This is a genomic window from Pseudoalteromonas sp. R86517, from assembly GCF_042466295.1.
Taxonomy (GTDB): Bacteria; Pseudomonadota; Gammaproteobacteria; order Enterobacterales; family Alteromonadaceae; genus Pseudoalteromonas; species Pseudoalteromonas atlantica.
The window spans coordinates 192,512-212,871 of the sequence record NZ_JAXHCB010000001.1; the positions used below are offsets into that span (position 1 = coordinate 192,512).

Here is a 20,360-nt window from a genome sequence, read left to right on the forward strand (position 1 = left end):
TATATGGGGGGCTTTATGTGTTTTTAAAGCGCAGCAAACTCGCATTTTAACTTGGTTTGGGTATACTTGCGTGGCTAAAGTACAAAATACCTAGAATATTAGGGCGTGTTGCACTTTGGTGGCTGAATTTGCAGCAGTATGTTTGGTTTTTAGGTAAAACAGAGCCTATGAAGTGTGGTTACCCCCCATAAATAGGCGATAACGTAGCATAAACACCAAGCATGCGCTGCCCGTTGGGTTCTTTCTAGGGACTATTACCTTTTTGTTGCCTACATGGATGTAGGTAAGGGGCGTGAGCAGGACGCGGAAGCTTTGCTAGGTTTTTACTTAGCCCACTAGGTTACAAATCTCGCGCCGCGATTTAATCGCCCCTAGATTGAACAAATTTCAATCCACAAAGGCCAACACGCCCCTAGATTTAGAACATAATTTCATAGTGGAAGTAGAATGGATCAATATATTGAATTTATTACAAATCATCCTATTTTAAGCCTAGCTTGGGTTGGTCTTGTATTCCTTATTGTAAGCGGCTGGATAAAGAGCAAGTTTTCAGCAGTGAGAGAAATAAACCCACAGCAATTAACACTTCTTATTAATCGTGAAGATGGCAAAGTAGTTGATATTCGTGCTCAAAAAGAATTTAACGCAGGTCGTATTGCGGGTGCTGAACACTTAAGCCCTGAAAAAGCAAAACAATCTGATTTTTCAAGCCTTGAAAAGCACAAGAGCAAACCCATTATACTAGTATGTGCCACAGGCATGACTGCTCAAGGTATTGCTAATGCAATGCATAAAGCAGGCTTTGAATCGGTTTATGTATTATCAGGTGGTATGGGGTCGTGGCAATCTGCCAGCCTTCCAACTACAACAGGTCGCTAATCAGTTTAGTAGTACCGATAGAGGATTTATTATGAGTAATGTTGTTTTATACACCAAAGCGTACTGTCCATTTTGCCAACGTGCTCTTGCACTTTTAAACAGTAAAGGCGTTGAGTACACAAATATTGATATTGGTGTTCAACCAGAGCTTCGCGATGAAATGATTGCTAAAGCAGGTGGTGCAAGCACAGTACCGCAAATTTTTATTAATGATGAACATATCGGTGGCTGCGACGACATGATGGCTATTGAAGCGCAAGGTAAACTTGACGCTAAGCTAAATGCTTAATTTTAATTATAAAAACTAACACGTAGGAAGCACAATGAACGAAGAAAATCAAAACGCAGCAGCACAAGAAGGTGGCGCACAATTTACTATTCAACGTATTTACACTAAAGATGTATCGTTTGAAACGCCTAACTCGCCTGCGATTTTTCAAAAAGAATGGACGCCAGAAGTTAAGCTAGACCTAGACACGCGCTCTAATAAGCTAGACGAAGGTGTGTTTGAAGTGGTTTTAGCACTAACGGTTACTGCTTCTATCGGTGAAGAAACTGCGTTTTTATGTGAAATTCAGCAAGCCGGTATTTTTACAGTTGGTGAGCTTGAAGAAGTACAACTAGCACATATGCTAGGTGCATACTGCCCTAACGTGTTATTCCCATACGCGCGTGAAGCCGTATCTAATCTTGTTAACCGTGGTACTTTCCCACAGCTTAACCTTGCGCCAGTGAACTTTGATGCGTTATTTGCACAATACATGCAACAACGTACTGCGCAAGCTGAGCAGGTTTCAGCAGACGCATAATTTATGAGTACAGCAACTTCAGCTGTTACTGTATTAGGAGCGGGGTCTTACGGCACCGCTCTTGCTATTTGCTTAGCCCGAAATGGTCACCAAGTGACACTTTGGGGCCGCAATAGCGACGACGTTGCCACGCTTGCAGCTGAGCGGAAAAATCAACGTTACCTTCCTGATGTACCATTCCCTGACACTCTTTTATTACAAGCCGATTTACAACAAGCAGTAGCCAGCAGTGCCATTGTACTTGTGGTTGTGCCAAGCCATGCCTTTGCAGATACATTGCAGCAAATTAAACCTGCGCTGGTTGAAGGTGCGCAAGTTGCGTGGGCAACAAAAGGGCTTGAGCCAAATACTGGTCGCTTGTTACAAGAGGTTGCCCTGCAGGAACTAGGTGATGAGATGCCGCTTGCGGTTTTATCAGGCCCAACCTTTGCAAAAGAAATGGCAATGGGGCTACCTACTGCGATATCGGTGTCGTCTACCTCAACGGAGTTTGCGCAACAACTTGCAGATTTACTCCATTGTGGGCGCTCGTTCCGCGTGTATAACAACGATGACTTTATTGGCATTCAGTTAGGTGGCGCGGTTAAAAACGTAATAGCCATTGGTGCAGGTATGTCTGATGGGGTGGGCTTTGGTGCTAATGCACGTACTGCACTGATCACTCGCGGCTTAGCTGAGCTAACGCGCTTAGGGTGTGCCTTAGGTGCAAAGCAAGAAACCTTTATGGGTATGGCCGGACTTGGCGATTTAATCTTAACATGTACCGATAATCAATCGCGCAACCGTCGCTTTGGTTTGGCTTTAGGTAAAGGTGAAGGGGTTGATGCTGCTATTGAGTCTATCGGGCAAGTTGTTGAAGGCTTTAGAAACACAAAAGAAGTGTATTTATTAGCGCAACGCGCCGGTGTAGAAATGCCTATTACTGAGCAAATTTATAAAGTACTTTATGAAAATAAAGATATGAAAGAAGCAGCCATGGCGTTATTAGGCCGAGAGCAGCGCGCTGAATAAAGTGAGCATATAATGCTCACTTTATTAAAAGCATGAACATGCTTTGTTATTAAAAAAACCGACGCTATGTCGGTTTTTTTATTGTTTGGTACAAGGTGCTTATTGCGCGTTAGGAAAGCCTAGCTGGCGCCATGATTCATAAACGAATACCGCCACAGCGTTAGATAGGTTCATACTACGGCTATTGGGCTGCATAGGAATGCGCACACGCTGATCGTTAGGTAGCGCTTGAATCATCTCATCGGGGAGACCGCGAGTTTCTGGCCCAAATACCAAGCAATCACCGGCTTCATAACTGGCTTCGTGATGAAACTGGCTGCCTTTAGTAGTGCATGCATACACTTTTTTAGGTTGGCACTTTTCAAGGTAGGCTTCAAACGAGGCATGGCGCTGTACGTTACTAAACTCGTGGTAATCTAGCCCGGCACGTTTTACTCGCTTATCGTCCCACTCAAAACCTAATGGCTCAATTAAATGCAATGAGTAACCTGTGTTTGCACACAAGCGTATGATATTTCCTGTATTTGGTGGAATTTCAGGTTGATATAAAACGATATCCAGCATAATGCGCCTTTCTATTAATCTATAATTTGACGAGTGGCAGTATACACGAAACCGGTAAAAAAAATGATATACTCGCGCCATTGAATACCGCAAGTAGTGAATATTAACGTGCATCACCGTAGTTACGAATTTTGGGTTAAAACATCAAGCATAGTTACCATGGTTATGGTTAGCTTAATGATAGCCGCTAAAACCTGGGCGTGGTTGGCATCGGGTTCAGCTTCTATGCTTGGCTCATTAACCGACTCATTAATGGATATTACCGCCACGGCCATGAGCTTTTTAGTGCTAGGGTATGCACTGCGCCCAGCAGATGACGATCACCGTTTTGGTCATGGCAAAGCTGAAGCCCTAGCCGGACTTGGTCAGGCTGCGTTTATAGCAGGGTCGGGGTGCTTATTGGCGTTTCACGGTATTGAGCGATTATTTAACCCAATTGTGCTTAGTCATTCACTGTTAGGTGTGTGGGTGAGTATATTTGCTATTGCTTGTACGTTAGTGATTGTGTTTTTTCAGATCAAAGTGGTTAAGCATACCGAATCCATCGCTATTAAAGCAGACTCGGTGCATTACAAAGGGGATTTAATTTTAAATGCGGCGGTATTACTTGCTATTTTGCTCTCGTACTATGGGGTGTTATACGCAGATCCGCTGTTTGCCATAGGCGTAGCCGGTTACTTACTTTATAACAGTTGGGATATTGCGTGTGAGAGTGCCGATCATCTAATGGATAAAGAACTCCCAGATGATGAAAAGCAAAGTATTTTAGATATTGCTAACGCACATAAAGATGTACACGGTGTACATGATATCCGCACTCGCCAAGGCGGTAAAATTAAGTTTATGCAAATGCACTTAGAGCTTGATGATCATTTAAGTTTAATACGTGCCCACAATGTGGCTGACGATGTAGAAAAGGCGCTTGCCGAGCGCTTTGACTCTGAGGTTGATATTTTAATTCATCTAGATCCGCTCTCCGTGGTACCTAAGTATCAAACGAAGAACAAAACTGATACAAGCGCATAAGTACAGGTTTTCTAATTTCGTCGCGTTCAAACAATAACTCGTGTTTAGCCTCAGCAAAGCTTTTTAGCTCGGCATTAGGGAGCCTATTTACGAGCTTTTGTTGCGCGTTGTTATCAACCACTTCATCGTTTTGTGCGCTGGCAATAAAAATAGGGAGGTTGATTGTGTGGGTATCCACGGCAGACATAAAAGCAAAGCTTGCATTTAACCAGCCATATGTAACGCCGCCTAACTGTAAAAGTGGCTGTTGTTGATAAGTGAGCCTAAATAGGTTGTACCGCACTTGGCTGCTGGTTAAAGTATTAAGCGCAAATTCTTCTGGGTTGTAATCGTTTTGCCCTAGCGCATAACTGTAGCCAAAACCGAGCTTTGTGGCGGCGCTGGCTATAAATTTAGCTACCGGTTTAGGAATACCTTTAGTGTAAATATCAAACATGGGCGCAGATAAAAACGCGCCGCTGAAAGTATGCGGGTAATTTGCAAAATAATCGTACGCTATAGCGCCGCCCATAGAGTGGGCTAATAATATTTTTTTGCCTTGCCAGTGTTTATTTACAATATGTTGATTAAATAAATCTAAGTCGGCACTGTAGTCACTAAAGCGTTTTACATACCCTTTGTGCTTATTTTTTAACGGTCGATACGAGCGGCCTTGCCCTTGGTGGTCGGCTATAAATACCGCATAATTATTAGTGTAAAGCTCCCACAGCAGCTCTTTGTATTTTTCAAGCCCTTCTATGCGCCCAGAGCTAATTACTATGGCAGTGTTAGCTGTTTCTGGCACTGCGTAAGCAAAAAACAGTTTACCTTCAGATGCATTAAAATAGTTTTTATTAAGTACATTTTCGTAAAAGTGATTAATGCGTGCTTGGTTACTTTCAAGCGCTGATTCGGTACTGTAAAACATGCTTACTCTTTAATTAGTGGCAGGGTGATATTGGCACAAAGCCCGCCTTTTTCTTTATTAGATAGCGCTAAACTACCGCCGTGGGCAATAATAGCATTTTTAGCGATAGCTAAGCCAAGCCCTGTGCCGCCACTTACTCTGTCGCGAGCGTCAGATTGCCTAAAAAAGGGCTCACAAAGCTTGCTAAGTTGCTCATTTGGAACGCCAGGGCCATCGTCGCAAATCTCTATATAGATTTGGTTGTTGTAGTGTACGCTAAAGCTAATGTTGCTGTGCGCGTATTTTATTGCGTTACGTAATAGGTTTTCGAGTGCGCTGGCAATTAATGATTCATCGCAGCTTAGCATTACATCGGCATTGCCACTAAAAGTAAGTGTTTTAGTATTTTGCTTGGCTTCAAACTGCGCATCGTTTAATACGTGCTCTACTATATCTTTTAACGATTGCTTTTGTAGTGACAGTGTTTGGCTTTGCGCTTCTAAACGCGACACTTGCAGCACGTCTGCAATCATTTTATCAAGCTGGTTTGCTTCTTTTTCTATACGTAATAAATACGATTGGCTTGCCTCGTTGGCTTGCATTTGTGCAAGCCCCGTTGCCATTTTTAAACGCGTAAGCGGGGAGCGCAACTCATGAGATATATCAGCCAGTAAGCGCTTTTGGGCGCTAATAAGTTGCTCAAGCTGATTAGCCATACTGTTAAAGTCGCGCCCAAGCACCCCTAACTCGTCTTTTCTGCTTGCAGGTATGGCAACTCGCGCTGATAAATCGCCTGATGAAAGTTTTATAGCTGCTTTTTTAAGGCTGTTAATTGGGGCGATTAAATTGCGACTAAAAATAAAACTCAGGATTAAAGAGGCAAAAATAGCCACGAGTACTTTCATCCAATTTGGCATTAACTTAAAGCGCATGAGCAAAGGAGGTTGGTGGTTAATGTCTATTTCGTAGAGGTAAAACTGCCCCTCTGGCACGCTAATATTGACAGGGCCGAAAGCTTGGTATTTTTCGGTAAAAATGACCTGTGGTGCCAAGTTTTGACTAAAGCTAAGTAAGTTTAAATCTATTTCAGCGGGGATCTCTTTATTACTTAATGCGTCTTCGGGTTGTGCTGCGCCTAAAAATAAAATCTTTCGTTTTGAAAGCCTAGGGTGCGATAAAACATCAGCAAGGGTGCGCTTGTGCTTAGTGGCACTTCGCTCAATACTTTTGGCAGTATAAATTAGGTTTTTTTTCATTGGCCCACGCAAAGGCTCGGTGCTTACTGCATTAATTGCCGTAATGTTGCTTAAGAATATAAGCGCAGCCACCGTGCCCGTTATTGTTAGCCAAAACCAAATAAATATTTTAAAAAATAAATAATGTCGAGGGTGCTTTAGCCATGCAAAGTAATGTTTATTACTCACCTTGGATGAAGACATAACCTGTACCTCGCATTGTTTTTATTCGCTCGCCTTGAATATGCTCAGCTATTTTTTTTCGAATATTGCTAACGTGCATATCAATTGAGCGGTCGAACGAAGCTAAGCGCCTGCCTAATACTTCTTCACTTATTTGCTCTTTACTGACAACTTCGCCGGCGTTTTTAATTAATAACACCAGTACTTCGTACTCTGTGCCAGTAAGCGTGAGGGTGTGCTCGTTAATAGCGGCCTCTCGGGCTGCCAAATTAACCGTAATGCCATTTATATTCATTTTGCTAGGTGTTGCAACATTTAGGCTATTTATGTGCTCTATACGACGGGTAATAGCTTTTACACGGGCAAGTAACTCGCGGTGATTAAAGGGTTTGGGTATGTAATCGTCTGCGCCTAGCTCTAAGCCAAAAATGCGATCAAAGTCTTCGCCTTTTGCAGTAAGCATAATAACCGGTGTTAACTTTGTTTGCCTAAGTTGTTTAAGTACTTCAAAGCCATCAAGGGTGGGGAGCATGACATCAAGCAATATCAGCGCGTAGTCATTTGATAGAGCAAGCTTTAAGCCTTGCTCGCCATCGTGAACGCTTTGTACGTCAAAACCTTGCGCGGCTAAATATTCAGTGAGTAGTTCGCACAAACCTGTGTCGTCATCAATCATTAATAGCTTCATTTCAAACCCTTAGGCAATTTCTATATGGTTATTTTACTTCTTAAATTGTGCAAAAGTGAATCTTTACACAACCTTTACACTGCTTTGCGTTACTTTGCGTTGCAAGAGGTATAGTTAACTCACTGGCTTAGCAGCCACAACCAAATTCAATCCATCCAATATTAAGGTGATGATTATGACTAAAGTAAATACACTTTCAAAATTAGTACTTATTTGTGGTCTAGCAACGGCTACACTTGGCGCCGGTAGCGTATTAGCAAAAGGCGGCATGCACGATAAGCAAGGCCATTCTCAAGCGCGTTTTTTATTATCTGAGCGCGGTGCCGACAAGCTTGATTTAACGCAAGAACAGCAAACTAAGCTTGAAGCTATTTTTGAAGCGCAAAAAACACAGATGAAAGCACTGCGCGGCGATGATAAAGAAGCCCGTAAAGCACAGCGTAAGGCTCAAAAAGAGAAAATGGATGCTCTACTTAGCGCACCAACATTTGACGAAAACGCTGCAAAAGAGCTATTAGCTGCACGCCACGAAAAAGGCACTGAGTTTGGCTTAATTAAGCTAAAAACACAGCATCAAGTAATGCAGGTACTTAACGCAGAGCAGCAAGAAAAGTTTGCAAAAATGCAAAAGCGTATGGGTAAAAAACACCGTAAGCAAAGAGACTAATTTATAGATTAAACACTAAAAAGCCAGCTTAATGCTGGCTTTTGTCGTTTAAGAGGTTGAAAAACGCTTATTTAAAAAAGTCGTCATCGTTTTTAGCCATCATCTCTTCAATATCTTCTATCATATCTTGGCTAATTTGGTTAGCCGAGGTAATAGGCGTTGATATTTTATTGTTCTCAAAAGACCATTCACCTAAATCAATAAGCTGACAGCGCTTAGAACAAAAAGGACGATGTGGGCTTTGCTGTGACCATTCAACTTTGTTTTTACAGGTTGGACAGTTAACAATTGTTGGCATACTTTACTCTCTACAATGTGTTTTAGCCCTAATTAGGGCTATCACTTTTACATATTGGTTACGCGATTAATTTCAGCCAGAGACGTTAAACCATCGGCGGCTTTTCGTAAACCCGATAATCGCAAGTTATTAAACCCCGCTTGTAGCGATACCTCTGCGATTTCGAGCGAGTTGCCACCGCGCATAATAATTTGTGCAATTTCAGGGGTAATTTGCATGACTTCGTAAATACCCACACGGCCTTTGTAACCATCGGTGCAATTTTCGCAGCCTTTGGGTGCGTATAGTGTCATGTCTTCAATTTGTGTTGTGCTAAATCCTTGACGAGCCAATTCTTCTGCTGGCAGTGTTTCTGGAGTTTTACACTTAGGGCATAAACGCCTTGCTAAGCGCTGGGCAATAATCAAACTTATAGAGCTTGCCACGTTATACGCAGGCACGCCCATATTTAATAAACGCGTTATGGTTTCGGGCGCTGAGTTGGTATGTAGTGTAGATAACACTAAGTGACCTGTTTGCGCCGCTTTAATTGAAATTTCTGCGGTTTCTAGGTCACGTATTTCACCTACCATCACTACATCTGGATCTTGACGTAAAAAGGCACGCAGGGCGTTAGCAAAGGTCATTTCAGCTTTAGGGTTAATTTGTACTTGGTTAACCCCTTCAAGGTTTATCTCTACCGGATCCTCGGCGGTACTAATGTTACGCTCTGGCTGGTTAAGTATATTTAAACCTGTATAAAGCGATACGGTTTTACCAGAGCCCGTTGGGCCGGTAACTAGTATCATGCCTTGCGGTTGCCCAAGCGCATCCATGTAGAGCTTTTTTTGATCCTCTTCGTAACCTAATACATCAATACCTAGCATAGCGCTTGATGAATCAAGAATACGCATTACTATTTTTTCGCCCCATAATGTAGGCATAGTACTTACACGAAAATCGATGCTTTTACGCTCGGTAATTTTTAATTTAATACGGCCATCTTGTGGTTTACGTTTTTCAGCAATATCGAGCCTCGACATTACTTTGATACGCGCCGATAGCTTACTTGCTAATGTATTTGGTGGGTTGGCAACTTCATGCAAAATACCGTCAATACGAAAGCGAATACGGTATTTGTGTTCGTAAGGTTCAAAGTGTAAATCAGAAGCGCCTTTTTTAATGGCATCCATTAAAATTTTATTGATATAAACAATGATTGGCGCATCGTCTTTATCATCATCTTTAGGTGTGGTTTCTTTAGGGCCTTCACTATCTAGGTCGGCAAACTCTTTAAATTCATCGGCGCTTAAATCTAAGCTGCCTGCAGCATCAAGTAGTTGCTCAATTTTGTTATCTAGCTGAATATAGTCAACCACGACTATTTCGCACGATAAGCCGGTGCTAAATTCAAAGTTTTCAAAGGCACCGTAGTCAGTTGGATCTGAGGCGGCAATGTATACTTTTCTGCCTTTTTGAACCAGCGGTAAAATGTGGTGTTTACGTATTAGCTTTTCTTTAACTAAGTCTTCGGGAATTTGTGCAGGGTCGAAGTCTTTTAAATCAAAATACGGTACGCGAAATAAGTCTATACATTGTTCAGCTAAGTCGTTGCTGTCAATTTTTCCACATTTAGATATAAGCTCGGCGGTTGAGGCAAACTCTTGCTGTTTTGCTTTTACGGTATCGGCATCAATGCGGCCAAGCGTTATAAATTTTCTCAATAACGGTGAGTTAATATTCATTGCGCACCTATTTTAGTCCTTCAATAGTTAACAATTTATCAGAAAAAAGCAGGTGATTAAATTCGCTGTGCTTATCAACACCTTTTTTGCTAACCAAATTACGAGTTTATGTTGTTATGACCGCATTAAGGGGCATTAGTTGTATTTTATACTGCATATTGTAGGTAATTTTTATGAAGAACAACAAGTTCTGCATGAACAAGTGATAAATCGCGGTCATTATTTAGAATATCATCGGCTTTTTGTTGTTTTTCTTCCCGTGGCATTTGTGACGCTATAATGCTATTTACCTGCTCAAGGCTAATATTGTCGCGTTTTATAGTACGTTCAATCTGCACAGGCTGTGGTACATCAATTAATAAAGTACGGTTGCAGTATTTGTTAAGTTTATTTTCAAACAATAATGGTGCAACCAATACAACATAAGCACTGCTTGCATTATTTAAATCGGTGAGTATTTTTTCCCGAATAAGCGGGTGCAATAGTGCGTTAAGCCACTCTTTATCATCATTGTTGGTAAATATTTTAGTGCGCAGCGCTGCTCTGTTTAATGTGCCATCGGGTAGTAAAATACCCTCGCCAAAGTGTTCAATGATTACATTTAGCCCTGTGCTATTAGGCGCTACTACTTGGCGGGCAATAATGTCGGCATCAACAACGCAAATACCCAGTTCTTCAAACATATAACTAACAGCCGTTTTACCGCAGCCAATACCGCCTGTTAAACCCAATACCCAATTGTTTATTTTAGTTGCTGGCTTATTCATACTAATAACCAATTAAATTAAAATACGCAGCTTGAATTTGAGCGCCCCACAGCAGTGTTATCCAACCCGCTATGGCTAAGTAGGGGCCAAATGGAATGGGGGTTGCTTTGTCTTTACCTTGAATACTTAAAAGGGCAATACCAATAATGGCGCCCACCACGCTTGAAAGCAAAATAATGGTTAATAGCGACTGCCACCCAAGCAGTGCGCCAAACACGGCCAATAACTTAAAATCGCCATAGCCCATGCCTTCTTTACCAGTTAATAGCTTAAATAACCAAAATACACTCCACAGGCTTAAATAGCCGCATGCGGCCCCTACTATCGCATCGCCAGGGCTTATTGTTATACCCATTACAGCGGCTATGAGCGCAAGCCATACTAAAGGTAAAGTGAGCTGATCGGGCAGTAGCATGTGGTCAATATCAATAAAAGTGAGCGCTACTAAAATCCAGGTAACAAAAATATATAAAAGGGCGTGCTCAGTAGCGCCAAAGCTGTAGGCAATAACTAAACTTAATAGTGCGGTAATAGCTTCAACTATCGGGTAACGCGCTGATATTGGGTTACTGCAATTAGCACATTTACCTTTAAGCATGATCCAACTAATAATAGGAATATTTTGCCAAGGCTTAATCGCGGTTTTGCATTTAGGGCAGGTAGAATTAGGTTTTACTAAATTAAATGGCTCACTGTTACTAGCTTGTGTAGTTTTGTTTGTTATTTCATCTTTTAATAATAATCTACATTCACTTTGCCATTCTCGCTGCATCATTAACGGCAATCGATAAATAACTACATTTAAAAAACTACCTACACATAAACTAATTAAGCCAACCGTGGTTAAATAAAACCACTGCTGACTTTGCATCGCAGTGGTTATATCAAGAAAAAAATTGTCCATTAAAATACCTAACTTCAGGCCATTTATAGGCCAATTTTATTTCGCTGTGTTGAATAGTTTTTACTATTCAATTTATCTTGCAAGCTATTAATTAGCGTTTGAAATTTTGCTACAGCTTACAGCTATGCTTTTAAATTACAGAGCCTAACTGGAAAATTGGCAAGTACATGGCAACAATTAAGCCACCGACGAGCACACCAAGCACAGCCATAATAAGCGGCTCTAATAAGCTAGATAAGCCATCAACTGCATCATCAACCTCTTGTTCGTAAATTGTTGCTACTTTGGCTAGCATGCCATCTAACGAACCAGATTCTTCACCAATGGCCACCATTTGAATAACCATGTCTGGAAATATTTTAGAGTTACGCATCGCCCAGTTCATTTGATTACCCGAGCTCACCTCTGCTTTAATATCTAAAATAGCATAACGATACACAGCATTACCGGATGCACCAGCAGCTGAGTCGAGTGCATCAACAAGTGGTACACCTGCAGCAAAGGTGGTCGAAAGCGTACGAGCGTAACGGGCTACAGCGGCTTTATTTAAAATCATACCAATTACAGGGAGTTTTAAGATAGCTCTATCAGTGGCATCTCTGAGTTTTAAACTTCTTAAACTTGCTTCTTTAAATATATAGCCTGAGACAACAACAGTAATTAGTGCGACCCACCAGTACTCTTGCATAAATTCAGATATACCAATAACAAATAAGGTAAAGGCAGGTAGTTGTGCACCAAAGCCGTTAAAAATATCCTGGAACTGTGGTACTACAAATATAAGTAGTATTGAAGTAACTATAAGCGCCACGACCAAAACCGCGATAGGGTAAAACATCGCCTTTTTGATTTTAGATTTAAGTGCTTCAGACTTCTCTTTATAAAGGGCAACACGGTCGAATATTTTATCAAGCGCACCTGATTGCTCTCCTGATGCGACTAAATCACAATATAGGTCATCAAAGTAACGAGGGTGTTTTCTTAGCGCTTGGTTAAGCGGTTGACCTGCTTTAACTTCATCGCCAATGGTTTCCATTAACTTAGCTACACTTTTATTAGTAGAGCCTGTACCTATCATCTCAATGGCTTGAATAAGCGGTACGCCCGCCATTAACATAGTGGCAATTTGTCGAGTAACTAACGCAATGTCTTTTGGGGTGATTTTTTGAGTGCTTTGTATACCAAATAATGGCTTAGGCTTACGCTTAACTTTTGATGGGGTTATACCTTGCTTTCTAAGCTGTGCTTTGACAAGAGCAATGCTTGAGCCTGTTAGCTCACCTTCGAGCTTTCTCCCTCGGGCACTTACACCGATCCACTGAAAAGTATGTAGAGTATTGTCTTTTTTCATGTTTTACCAAATATAAAGGGCCTGAAAGCCCTTTATAAATTTGCGATTAACAAAGGTTAGGAATTCTTGTTTGAGTGCTACAAGTACCGCCTACTGTGAAAACAAAAGTTGAAGGAGGCGGATCACCAGCTGCAATTACTGGTGGCGTTAAGGTATAAGTATAAGCGCCAGCGCTAGCAGTCCCTGTAGCAGTAATTACACCAGTTGCTTCTGTGATTGCTACAGATGCTAAATTATCGTTAGCCGCAGGTGCTGCAATACCTAAGTCAGCAAATGTGTCACAAGAGGCTATGATGTTGTTGTTTTCTTGAAGGCATTGCGCCATGGTTGTTTTTACAGAAGCAGCAGAGGTTTTTACTTCAGCAAAGCGCGCTTTTAATGTGTAATCTTGATACGCAGGCAACGCTACTGCAGCAAGAATACCGATGATTGCTACAACAATCATTAATTCGATTAGGGTGAAACCCTGTTGTTTTTGAGTCATTGTTTTCATGTTTCCTCTCCTAAAGGATAATGTTTTGCAAGATAGTCAGATTAGTGGCGAAAATGCCAAGTTTAATTTACCTGATTAACTTTACAGATTTACTTAAAAATAAATTTTCACGTACTTTTAGCCTTAGGTATGAAACACAAAAGCTAAATGTGAGTTCATTATGTTGCAACTTGCGTAGGCTACCTAAACACAAAGTAGACTAAATATAGGAAACATACAGACCATTTGCTTTAATCTTTTAGGTGTTTTTTGAAGATTAAAACAAAAAGCAGTTACTTATTACTATATTTTTCAAGAAAGTAATACAACAGGGTTAGTCTAACACTTTTTTTATGCTTAAAGCACACAAAATTTTCTAAAAAAGATACTTTATTTAACAAAATGTTACAAAGTAAGCCTTTTGGATTATTAAAAGTCTTTTCATGCGTTTTGTCAATTAATTAGCATCAATAAAACTAAATTGTTGTCGTGCTTTTATACAAAACGCATCGATAAATCGATTGATTGTAAATTTTTTGTAAGTGCACCGCTGGATATAAAGTCGACACCTGCCTGCGAGTAAGTTTTAAGCGTTTCTAGCGTCATATTGCCAGAAACCTCTAATTTAGCGCGCTTATTAGTAGTGACCACAGCTTGCTGAATTTGTTCAACGCTAAAATTATCGAGCATGATTATGTCGGCGCCGGCATCAATAGCCTGCTCAAGTTCACTTAACGATTCAACCTCTACTTCTACGGGTTTTGTAGGGTGGTTTTGCTTGGCTTGTGTGACTGCTTTATCAATTCCGCCACACGCTGCTATGTGGTTTTCTTTAATTAAAAACGCATCAAATAAGCCTATACGATGATTTGCACCGCCGCCGCATTTAACAGCGTATTTTTGCAGAGCTCTGAGTCCTGGTATTGTTTTACGGGTATCGAGCAGCTGGGTTGTGGTGCCGCTAAGCTCTTTTACATAATTTGCAGTTGTGGTTGCGGTACCCGAAAGCGTTTGTACAAAGTTAAGCGCGGTACGCTCTGCAGTTAAAATAGCGCGGGCAGAACCTTTAGCTGTAAATAAGGTGCTATTTGCTGGCACAAAGTCGCCATCATTTAATAATACGTTTACTTCAACGCTTGGATCTACTTGCTTAAACACTTCTATAATGATGTCTTTACCGCAAAAAACGCAGTCTTCGCGGGTAATTACTTTAGCATTTGCGTGCTCGTTTTGTGGAATAAGCTGCGCGGTAATGTCGCCGTCTTGTGCTGATTGATAATTTAGATCTTCATCTAAGGCGAGGGTGACAAGTTGAGTAATAAGCGTGTGCGAAATTGACATATGAAGGCTCATAAGTGTTAATAAATTAAGCAAATTTTACTATGTTTAAATAACTAATAGAAGTGCTTTTAAATGAGCAGGGGTTATTACACCTACATATATAGCATGGCTGCTAAAAGTAATACTAGCAGCTGAATGTTAGCTAGCCGCAATGGCTATCATTCTTTATATAAATCCTTTAGCATCAAGTTTATGTATACCGTGGTATTAAAATAATGCAGATAGATTCAAGCGGAGTTGTCGCTAATATAACACAGCGGCCGTGTACGCATTTTGATGAGCGCCCTGAAAATACCGATATTTCGCTGTTGGTAATTCATAATATTTCCTTGCCGGCTGGGCAATTTGGCACCGAATACGTTGATGCACTGTTTATGGGTGAGATTGACTGTAATGCGAACCCCAGTTTTTGTGATTTAAATGGGCTTAGAGTGTCAGCGCACTGTTTTATAAAACGTACTGGCGAGATTATTCAATATGTGCCATTTAATAAACGTGCGTGGCATGCCGGGCAATCTGAATATGAAGGGCAAAGCGCATGTAATAACTTTAGTATAGGCATTGAACTTGAGGGTACAGATACCACACCTTACACTCAGGCGCAGTACACCAGCTTACATAGCCTAACAAAGGCAATTATGACTCGTTACCCGCTTATCACCACTAAGCGAGTAGTAGGGCATTGCGATATAGCACCAGGGCGAAAAACCGACCCTGGGGAAAGTTTTAATTGGCCTGCTTATATAAGCAGGCTAGAACAAGCAAATTAAGTGAGTCGCTATCATGATTTTAGTTTCTATAATTATTGCACTAATACTTGAGCGTTTAGGTGCGCGCTCACAGTATTGGCAAATAAGTCATTACGTTAATGGTTATTTAAATCGCTCGGGTAAATTACTTAGTGAAAACGGGTTGTTTGGCTCGGCAATTGGCTTTTTAATTTGGTTAGTTTTGCCGGTAGTGGCTGTTGCGCTTATATATGTACTCTCTGACTTTGTACTGTGGCAGTTAGCTATAAATGTTGCGGTTTTATTAGTTTGTTTTGGTTGTGCTAAGCATCGTGCTTTATATAAGTCGTATTTAAATGCACTAACGCGGGATGATAAAACCGCGGCCTCATTATATGCACTACAAATGGGGCAAAAACACCTAGAGGATGAAGAGGGCGGAGAAACATTTGGGCAAACCTTAGCCTGGATTAATTTTAGATTTTATTGCGCCGTTATTTTTTGGTTTGTAATACTTGGCGCCCCAGGGGCCGTGTTGTATGCAATAGTGCGTACGTTGGCCGATTTAGTTAAAGAAAACCATAAAGTGGTGTTTGCAAATCGTTTTACGCTGCTGCATAAATTATTATTTTGGCTAGATTGGCTACCAGCGCGTGTTGCAAGCTTTGGCTACTTAGTTATTGGTAATTTTAATAAAGGTACAAGCTGCTGGTTGCATTATGTATTGGATTTTAAAACACCAAACCGCAAAGTAGTTACGTGTACAGCGCTTGCGGCTGAACAAGTAGAACAGCGTTATTACGGATGTGCTATTGAAGCCACTTGTATGATTAAATTAGTTAAACGCAACGTGCTTTTTTATTTAGTACTGATTGCACTGCTTACTTTATTTGGCGGTTTATCGTAGTCGCGATTTTACATCGCGCAATGTACGCCGCGCTTAGGGTGAGTCTCGGGGTGAGGGTGTTAGTCGCGGGGTAAACCCGCAGCTACGACCTTCTTTGATTCAAAAATTAATTTCTTCAATAAATTCAACTAGAGCGAATATTCTAATTCGCTCTGGTCAGACCATTTGTTTTCATCTTGTTAACGTTTGAATAAAACAACCTCAATTGTGCATTGTTTGAACTTCGTTCAAAATGCGTTACGCTACTCTAATTGCTCAAATAACCCGTAAATTGACAGTTATTTGCCTTTTTGATACCTTATTGAAAATTTTTGGTATGACCAATTTACCTTTTGGGTAAATCGTCAAGCTCTAGGCCTTAAAAATTAGGCTTTTTAGTATTTATGCAACGTGGACGTTGATTAATGTCTTTAAAGATTAAAGCAGCAAAATTATCTGATGTTATTTTACAGCAACTTGAGAATATGATTCTTGAGGGCTCATTAGCGCCAGGTGAAAAACTGCCGCCAGAGCGCGAACTAGCAAAACAGTTTGAGGTGTCTCGCCCCTCACTGCGTGAAGCTATCCAAAAGCTAGAAGCAAAAGGATTGGTCACTCGCAGGCAAGGCGGTGGCACGTTTGTAAAAAATCAGCTTGAAGAGGGACTCACTGATCCGCTGTTTGATTTGATCAGTAAGCATCCTGAATCACAGTTCGATTTACTTGAATTTCGTCATGCACTTGAAGGGATTGCTGCATATTATGCGGCGCTTCGTGGTACCAGCACCGATTTTACCAAGGTTAAACAAAGCTTTGATAAAATTGCTCAAGTTAATAACGATTTACAATTAAAAGCCAAAGCAATTAATGCGTTTCACTTTAGTGTAGCCGAAGCCTCACACAACGTGGTTTTACTTCACTTAGTGCGAGGCATGCAAGCGCTACTGGAGCAAAATGTATTGCAAAACTTAACGGTTTTATTAAAAAAACCAGATATTAGCAATCAATTAGCCCAGCACAGGCGCTTATTAATGGATGCCGTAATTGAGGGCAATCCAGAACAAGCCCGTTTAGCAAGTAATGCCCATTTAGCCTTTATTGAAGAAGCATTACTTGAAGCGGGTAAAGAGCATTCGCGAATTGAACGTAGTTTAAGACGCACAAAACAAAATTAAGCTAATACGCTGTACTTAGAACACACTAAATTAGGTATACGTGGTATTAAATTAACAACATTCGTATTTTAAACATAAGGAAACCTCCATATGTCTGAAGTCAATAAAATTGACGTAGACGCGCTAGAAACACAAGAGTGGTTACAAGCTCTTGAATCAGTTGTGCGCGAAGAAGGTGTTGAACGAGCTCAATATTTACTTGAGCAAGTGTTAGAGCAAGCCCGTTTAGACGGCGTTGATATGCCAACTGGCACAACAACTAACTACGTTAATACTATTCCAGTAGATCAAGAACCGGCGTACCCAGGGGATGTAAACCTTGAGCGTCGTATTCGTTCGATTATTCGTTGGAATGCAATCATGATTGTATTACGTGCATCGAAAAAAGATCTCGACTTAGGCGGCCATATGGCGTCTTACCAATCATCAGCTGCGTTTTATGAAGTGTGTTTTAACCACTTTTTCAAAGCGCCAAATGAGGTAGACGGCGGTGACTTAGTTTACTACCAAGGTCATATTTCTCCGGGTATTTATGCGCGTGCATTTGTTGAAGGTCGTCTTACGGCTGAGCAGCTTGATAACTTCCGTCAAGAAGTCGATGGCAAAGGTTTACCGTCATACCCGCATCCTAAACTAATGCCTGAATTTTGGCAGTTCCCAACGGTATCAATGGGCTTAGGTCCAATTGCGTCTATTTACCAAGCACGCTTTTTAAAATACCTAGACGGCCGTGGCTTAAAAGACACTAAAAACCAACGTGTATACGCGTTTTTAGGTGACGGTGAAATGGACGAGCCAGAATCACGCGGCGCAATCTCTTTTGCTGCACGTGAAAAGCTAGACAACCTATGTTACTTAATTAACTGTAACTTACAGCGTTTAGATGGCCCAGTAATGGGTAATGGTAAAATTATTCAAGAACTAGAAGGCCTATTTAAAGGCGCTGGTTGGAACGTAATTAAAGTTGTATGGGGTAGCGGATGGGATATTCTGCTAGCTAAAGATACATCAGGTAAATTACTACAATTGATGAACGAAACAATTGATGGTGATTACCAAACATACAAAGCGAAAGATGGCGCGTACGTACGTGAGCACTTCTTTGGCCGTTATCCAGAAACAGCTGCACTTGTTGCAGATATGACTGATGACGAAATTTTTGCGCTTAAGCGTGGTGGTCATGAGCCATCAAAACTTTATGCTGCATTTAAAAAAGCTGAGCAAACCAACGACCGTCCTACCGTAATTCTTGCTAAAACTGTAAAAGGTTACGGCATGGGTGAAGCGGCTGAAGGTAAAAACATTGCGCACCAAGTGAAAAAAATGGACATGAGCCATGTTGAACACTTACGTGACCGTTTAGGCCTACAAGATTTAGTATCAGAAGAGCAAATTAAAGATCTTCCATACTTAACGCTTGAAGAAGGTTCGGAAGAATACAAGTACTTACACGCACGCCGTGATGCACTTAAAGGTTACACACCTACACGTATTCCTAAATTTACTGAAGAGCTAAAACTGCCAGAAGTAGACGCATTTAAGCCGCTACTTGAAGAGCAAAAACGTGATATTTCTACCACAATGGGCTTTGTACGTGCACTTAACGTGTTACTAAAAGACAAAGGCATTGGCAAAAACATTGTGCCAATTATTGCTGATGAAGCACGTACATTTGGTATGGAGGGTTTATTCCGTCAAATCGGTATTTACAATCCACATGGCCAAAACTATACCCCTCAAGACCGCGATATTGTTTCTTACTACAAAGAAGCTACATCAGGCCAAGTACTTCAAGAGGGTATTAACGAGCTAGGTGCAATGTCATCATGGGTAGCTGCTGCAACATCTTACAGCACTAACGATTTACCTATGATCCCATTCTACATTTACTACTCTATGTTTGGTTTCCAACGTGTTGGCGACATGGCATGGATGGCGGGTGACCAGCAAGCACGTGGTTTCTTATTAGGTGCAACAGCAGGTCGTACCACACTAAATGGTGAAGGTCTACAGCACGAAGATGGCCACAGCCATATTCTTGCAAATACGGTTCCTAACTGTATTTCTTACGACCCAACGTACGCATTTGAAGTAGCGGTAATTATTCAAGATGGTATTCGTCGTATGTACGGTGAAAACCAAGAAAACATTTACTACTACCTAACGCTTATGAACGAAAACTACCATCAACCAGCAATGCCAGAAGGCGCTGAAGAAGGTATTCGTAAAGGTATTTACAAGCTTGAAAGCTACGAAGGTAAAAAAGCCAACGTTCAGCTATTAAGCTCAGGTACTATCATGACTGAAGTGCGCAAAGCTGCAGCCATTTTAAGCGAAGAGTACGGTATTGCTTCTGATGTTTACTCAGTAACATCATTCAATGAGCTTACCCGTGACGGTCAAGACGTTGAGCGTTTCAACATGCTTAACCCAGAAAGCGAGCAAAAAACGCCTTACATCACTAGCGTATTAAAGGATTCAGTGACTGTTGCTGCGACCGACTACATGAAAAACTACGCAGAGCAAGCGCGTTCATTTATTCCAAGCAGCAACTATAAAGTGCTTGGTACAGATGGTTACGGACGCTCTGATAGCCGTGAAAACTTACGTCGTCACTTTGAAGTTAATGCAAGCTACGTGGTTGTTGCTACGTTATCTGAACTTGCTAAACGTGGTGATGTTGAAAAGTCAGTGGTTGTTGAAGCAATTAAAAAGTTCGACATTGACACAAACAAACTAAATCCACTGTACGCATAAGAGGTTTGC

21 protein-coding genes are annotated in these 20,360 nt (G+C 41.1%); 10 read left to right on the top strand and 11 right to left on the bottom strand.

Annotated features, from left to right (window positions below; translation table 11 throughout):
* The first annotated feature begins 447 nt into the window (after positions 1–447).
* From SJY38_RS00860 to gpsA, 4 genes are read left to right on the top strand one after another with little or no spacing between them, the layout of a single operon-like run.
* Positions 448–879: a rhodanese-like domain-containing protein gene (locus tag SJY38_RS00860; RefSeq protein WP_004588616.1), complete on the top strand. Its 432-nt coding sequence runs from the start codon at positions 448–450 to the stop codon at positions 877–879.
* Positions 880–910: 31 nt separating this feature from the next.
* Complete coding sequence (gene grxC / locus SJY38_RS00865) at positions 911–1,168, top strand: glutaredoxin 3 (RefSeq protein WP_004588615.1); 258 nt, start codon at positions 911–913, stop codon at positions 1,166–1,168.
* 34 nt (positions 1,169–1,202) lie between these two features.
* Positions 1,203–1,688, top strand: coding sequence for a protein-export chaperone SecB (secB, locus tag SJY38_RS00870; RefSeq protein WP_004588614.1), 486 nt, complete (start codon positions 1,203–1,205; stop codon positions 1,686–1,688).
* A gap of 3 nt (positions 1,689–1,691) precedes the next feature.
* The gene (gene gpsA / locus SJY38_RS00875) at positions 1,692–2,699 is read left to right on the top strand and encodes an NAD(P)H-dependent glycerol-3-phosphate dehydrogenase (RefSeq protein WP_024031407.1); all 1,008 of its coding nucleotides are present in this window, start codon (positions 1,692–1,694) and stop codon (positions 2,697–2,699) included.
* Positions 2,700–2,798: 99 nt separating this feature from the next.
* On the opposite strand, the gene trmL is transcribed toward gpsA, so the two are convergent.
* A complete protein-coding gene (gene trmL, locus SJY38_RS00880) occupies positions 2,799–3,263 on the bottom strand; it encodes a tRNA (uridine(34)/cytosine(34)/5-carboxymethylaminomethyluridine(34)-2'-O)-methyltransferase TrmL (protein WP_029773366.1) in 465 nt (154 codons plus the stop codon).
* Positions 3,264–3,371: 108 nt separating this feature from the next.
* On the opposite strand from trmL, the gene SJY38_RS00885 reads away from it, so the two are divergent.
* Complete coding sequence (locus tag SJY38_RS00885; RefSeq protein ID WP_029773365.1) at positions 3,372–4,289, top strand: cation diffusion facilitator family transporter; 918 nt, start codon at positions 3,372–3,374, stop codon at positions 4,287–4,289.
* Here SJY38_RS00885 and SJY38_RS00890 read toward each other — a convergent pair.
* The 3 genes from SJY38_RS00890 to SJY38_RS00900 are packed head-to-tail and all read right to left on the bottom strand — an operon-like array spanning position 4,249 to position 7,281.
* Positions 4,249–5,196: an alpha/beta fold hydrolase gene (locus tag SJY38_RS00890; protein ID WP_273610087.1), complete on the bottom strand. Its 948-nt coding sequence runs from the start codon at positions 5,194–5,196 to the stop codon at positions 4,249–4,251. The genes SJY38_RS00885 and SJY38_RS00890 overlap by 41 nt on opposite strands.
* A gap of 2 nt (positions 5,197–5,198) precedes the next feature.
* A complete protein-coding gene (locus SJY38_RS00895; protein WP_377109106.1) occupies positions 5,199–6,614 on the bottom strand; it encodes an ATP-binding protein in 1,416 nt (471 codons plus the stop codon).
* The gene (locus tag SJY38_RS00900; RefSeq protein ID WP_004588608.1) at positions 6,592–7,281 is read right to left on the bottom strand and encodes a response regulator; all 690 of its coding nucleotides are present in this window, start codon (positions 7,279–7,281) and stop codon (positions 6,592–6,594) included. The genes SJY38_RS00895 and SJY38_RS00900 overlap by 23 nt, the downstream gene beginning before the upstream one ends.
* 175 nt (positions 7,282–7,456) lie before the next feature.
* On the opposite strand from SJY38_RS00900, the gene SJY38_RS00905 reads away from it, so the two are divergent.
* Positions 7,457–7,948, top strand: coding sequence for a Spy/CpxP family protein refolding chaperone (locus SJY38_RS00905; protein ID WP_004588607.1), 492 nt, complete (start codon positions 7,457–7,459; stop codon positions 7,946–7,948).
* 67 nt (positions 7,949–8,015) lie between these two features.
* Here the strand turns inward: SJY38_RS00905 and yacG are convergent, their stop codons facing one another.
* The 7 genes from yacG to nadC all read right to left on the bottom strand — a co-directional run bounded on the left by yacG (position 8,016) and on the right by nadC (position 14,805).
* Positions 8,016–8,246 carry a DNA gyrase inhibitor YacG gene (gene yacG, locus SJY38_RS00910; protein ID WP_024031401.1) on the bottom strand — a complete coding sequence of 77 codons (231 nt, stop codon included), beginning with the start codon at positions 8,244–8,246 and terminating at the stop codon, positions 8,016–8,018.
* A gap of 47 nt (positions 8,247–8,293) precedes the next feature.
* Positions 8,294–9,970 (bottom strand): type IV-A pilus assembly ATPase PilB, encoded by a 1,677-nt coding sequence (gene pilB, locus SJY38_RS00915; RefSeq protein WP_029773362.1) that lies wholly within the window; start codon positions 9,968–9,970, stop codon positions 8,294–8,296.
* 146 nt (positions 9,971–10,116) lie between these two features.
* Positions 10,117–10,737, bottom strand: a complete 621-nt coding sequence (gene coaE / locus SJY38_RS00920) for a dephospho-CoA kinase (RefSeq protein ID WP_377109107.1) — start codon at positions 10,735–10,737, stop codon at positions 10,117–10,119.
* Between the two features lies 1 nt (position 10,738).
* Entirely contained in the window at positions 10,739–11,641 is a 903-nt protein-coding gene (locus SJY38_RS00925) for a prepilin peptidase (protein WP_377109108.1), read from the bottom strand.
* 130 nt (positions 11,642–11,771) lie between these two features.
* The gene (locus tag SJY38_RS00930; protein ID WP_377109109.1) at positions 11,772–12,992 is read right to left on the bottom strand and encodes a type II secretion system F family protein; all 1,221 of its coding nucleotides are present in this window, start codon (positions 12,990–12,992) and stop codon (positions 11,772–11,774) included.
* A 46-nt stretch (positions 12,993–13,038) separates the two neighbouring features.
* Positions 13,039–13,485 carry a prepilin-type N-terminal cleavage/methylation domain-containing protein gene (locus SJY38_RS00935; RefSeq protein WP_377109110.1) on the bottom strand — a complete coding sequence of 149 codons (447 nt, stop codon included), beginning with the start codon at positions 13,483–13,485 and terminating at the stop codon, positions 13,039–13,041.
* Between the two features lie 474 nt (positions 13,486–13,959).
* A complete protein-coding gene (gene nadC, locus SJY38_RS00940) occupies positions 13,960–14,805 on the bottom strand; it encodes a carboxylating nicotinate-nucleotide diphosphorylase (RefSeq protein ID WP_377109112.1) in 846 nt (281 codons plus the stop codon).
* 215 nt (positions 14,806–15,020) lie between these two features.
* On the opposite strand from nadC, the gene ampD reads away from it, so the two are divergent.
* The 4 genes from ampD to aceE all read left to right on the top strand — a co-directional run bounded on the left by ampD (position 15,021) and on the right by aceE (position 20,351).
* Entirely contained in the window at positions 15,021–15,575 is a 555-nt protein-coding gene (gene ampD / locus SJY38_RS00945; protein ID WP_377109113.1) for a 1,6-anhydro-N-acetylmuramyl-L-alanine amidase AmpD, read from the top strand.
* Positions 15,576–15,588: 13 nt separating this feature from the next.
* A complete protein-coding gene (gene ampE, locus SJY38_RS00950; RefSeq protein WP_273606790.1) occupies positions 15,589–16,440 on the top strand; it encodes a beta-lactamase regulator AmpE in 852 nt (283 codons plus the stop codon).
* A 404-nt stretch (positions 16,441–16,844) separates the two neighbouring features.
* A complete protein-coding gene (gene pdhR / locus SJY38_RS00955) occupies positions 16,845–17,594 on the top strand; it encodes a pyruvate dehydrogenase complex transcriptional repressor PdhR (RefSeq protein WP_004588597.1) in 750 nt (249 codons plus the stop codon).
* A 90-nt stretch (positions 17,595–17,684) separates the two neighbouring features.
* Positions 17,685–20,351 carry a pyruvate dehydrogenase (acetyl-transferring), homodimeric type gene (gene aceE / locus SJY38_RS00960; protein ID WP_377109114.1) on the top strand — a complete coding sequence of 889 codons (2,667 nt, stop codon included), beginning with the start codon at positions 17,685–17,687 and terminating at the stop codon, positions 20,349–20,351.
* Positions 20,352–20,360 lie beyond the last annotated feature (9 nt).

Bases quoted from the DNA above. Each gene is read 5' to 3' on its own strand.
- SJY38_RS00860 (WP_004588616.1), top strand. From the start codon at position 448: ATGGATCAATATATTGAATTTATTACAAATCATCCTATTTTAAGCCTA.
- grxC (WP_004588615.1), top strand. From the start codon at position 911: ATGAGTAATGTTGTTTTATACACCAAAGCGTACTGTCCATTTTGCCAA.
- secB (WP_004588614.1), top strand. From the start codon at position 1,203: ATGAACGAAGAAAATCAAAACGCAGCAGCACAAGAAGGTGGCGCACAA.
- gpsA (WP_024031407.1), top strand. From the start codon at position 1,692: ATGAGTACAGCAACTTCAGCTGTTACTGTATTAGGAGCGGGGTCTTAC.
- trmL (WP_029773366.1), bottom strand. From the start codon at position 3,263: ATGCTGGATATCGTTTTATATCAACCTGAAATTCCACCAAATACAGGA.
- SJY38_RS00890 (WP_273610087.1), bottom strand. From the start codon at position 5,196: ATGTTTTACAGTACCGAATCAGCGCTTGAAAGTAACCAAGCACGCATT.
- SJY38_RS00895 (WP_377109106.1), bottom strand. From the start codon at position 6,614: ATGTCTTCATCCAAGGTGAGTAATAAACATTACTTTGCATGGCTAAAG.
- SJY38_RS00900 (WP_004588608.1), bottom strand. From the start codon at position 7,281: ATGAAGCTATTAATGATTGATGACGACACAGGTTTGTGCGAACTACTC.
- SJY38_RS00905 (WP_004588607.1), top strand. From the start codon at position 7,457: ATGACTAAAGTAAATACACTTTCAAAATTAGTACTTATTTGTGGTCTA.
- yacG (WP_024031401.1), bottom strand. From the start codon at position 8,246: ATGCCAACAATTGTTAACTGTCCAACCTGTAAAAACAAAGTTGAATGG.
- pilB (WP_029773362.1), bottom strand. From the start codon at position 9,970: ATGAATATTAACTCACCGTTATTGAGAAAATTTATAACGCTTGGCCGC.
- coaE (WP_377109107.1), bottom strand. From the start codon at position 10,737: ATGAATAAGCCAGCAACTAAAATAAACAATTGGGTATTGGGTTTAACA.
- SJY38_RS00925 (WP_377109108.1), bottom strand. From the start codon at position 11,641: ATGGACAATTTTTTTCTTGATATAACCACTGCGATGCAAAGTCAGCAG.
- SJY38_RS00930 (WP_377109109.1), bottom strand. From the start codon at position 12,992: ATGAAAAAAGACAATACTCTACATACTTTTCAGTGGATCGGTGTAAGT.
- SJY38_RS00935 (WP_377109110.1), bottom strand. From the start codon at position 13,485: ATGAAAACAATGACTCAAAAACAACAGGGTTTCACCCTAATCGAATTA.
- nadC (WP_377109112.1), bottom strand. From the start codon at position 14,805: ATGTCAATTTCGCACACGCTTATTACTCAACTTGTCACCCTCGCCTTA.
- ampD (WP_377109113.1), top strand. From the start codon at position 15,021: ATGCAGATAGATTCAAGCGGAGTTGTCGCTAATATAACACAGCGGCCG.
- ampE (WP_273606790.1), top strand. From the start codon at position 15,589: ATGATTTTAGTTTCTATAATTATTGCACTAATACTTGAGCGTTTAGGT.
- pdhR (WP_004588597.1), top strand. From the start codon at position 16,845: ATGTCTTTAAAGATTAAAGCAGCAAAATTATCTGATGTTATTTTACAG.
- aceE (WP_377109114.1), top strand. From the start codon at position 17,685: ATGTCTGAAGTCAATAAAATTGACGTAGACGCGCTAGAAACACAAGAG.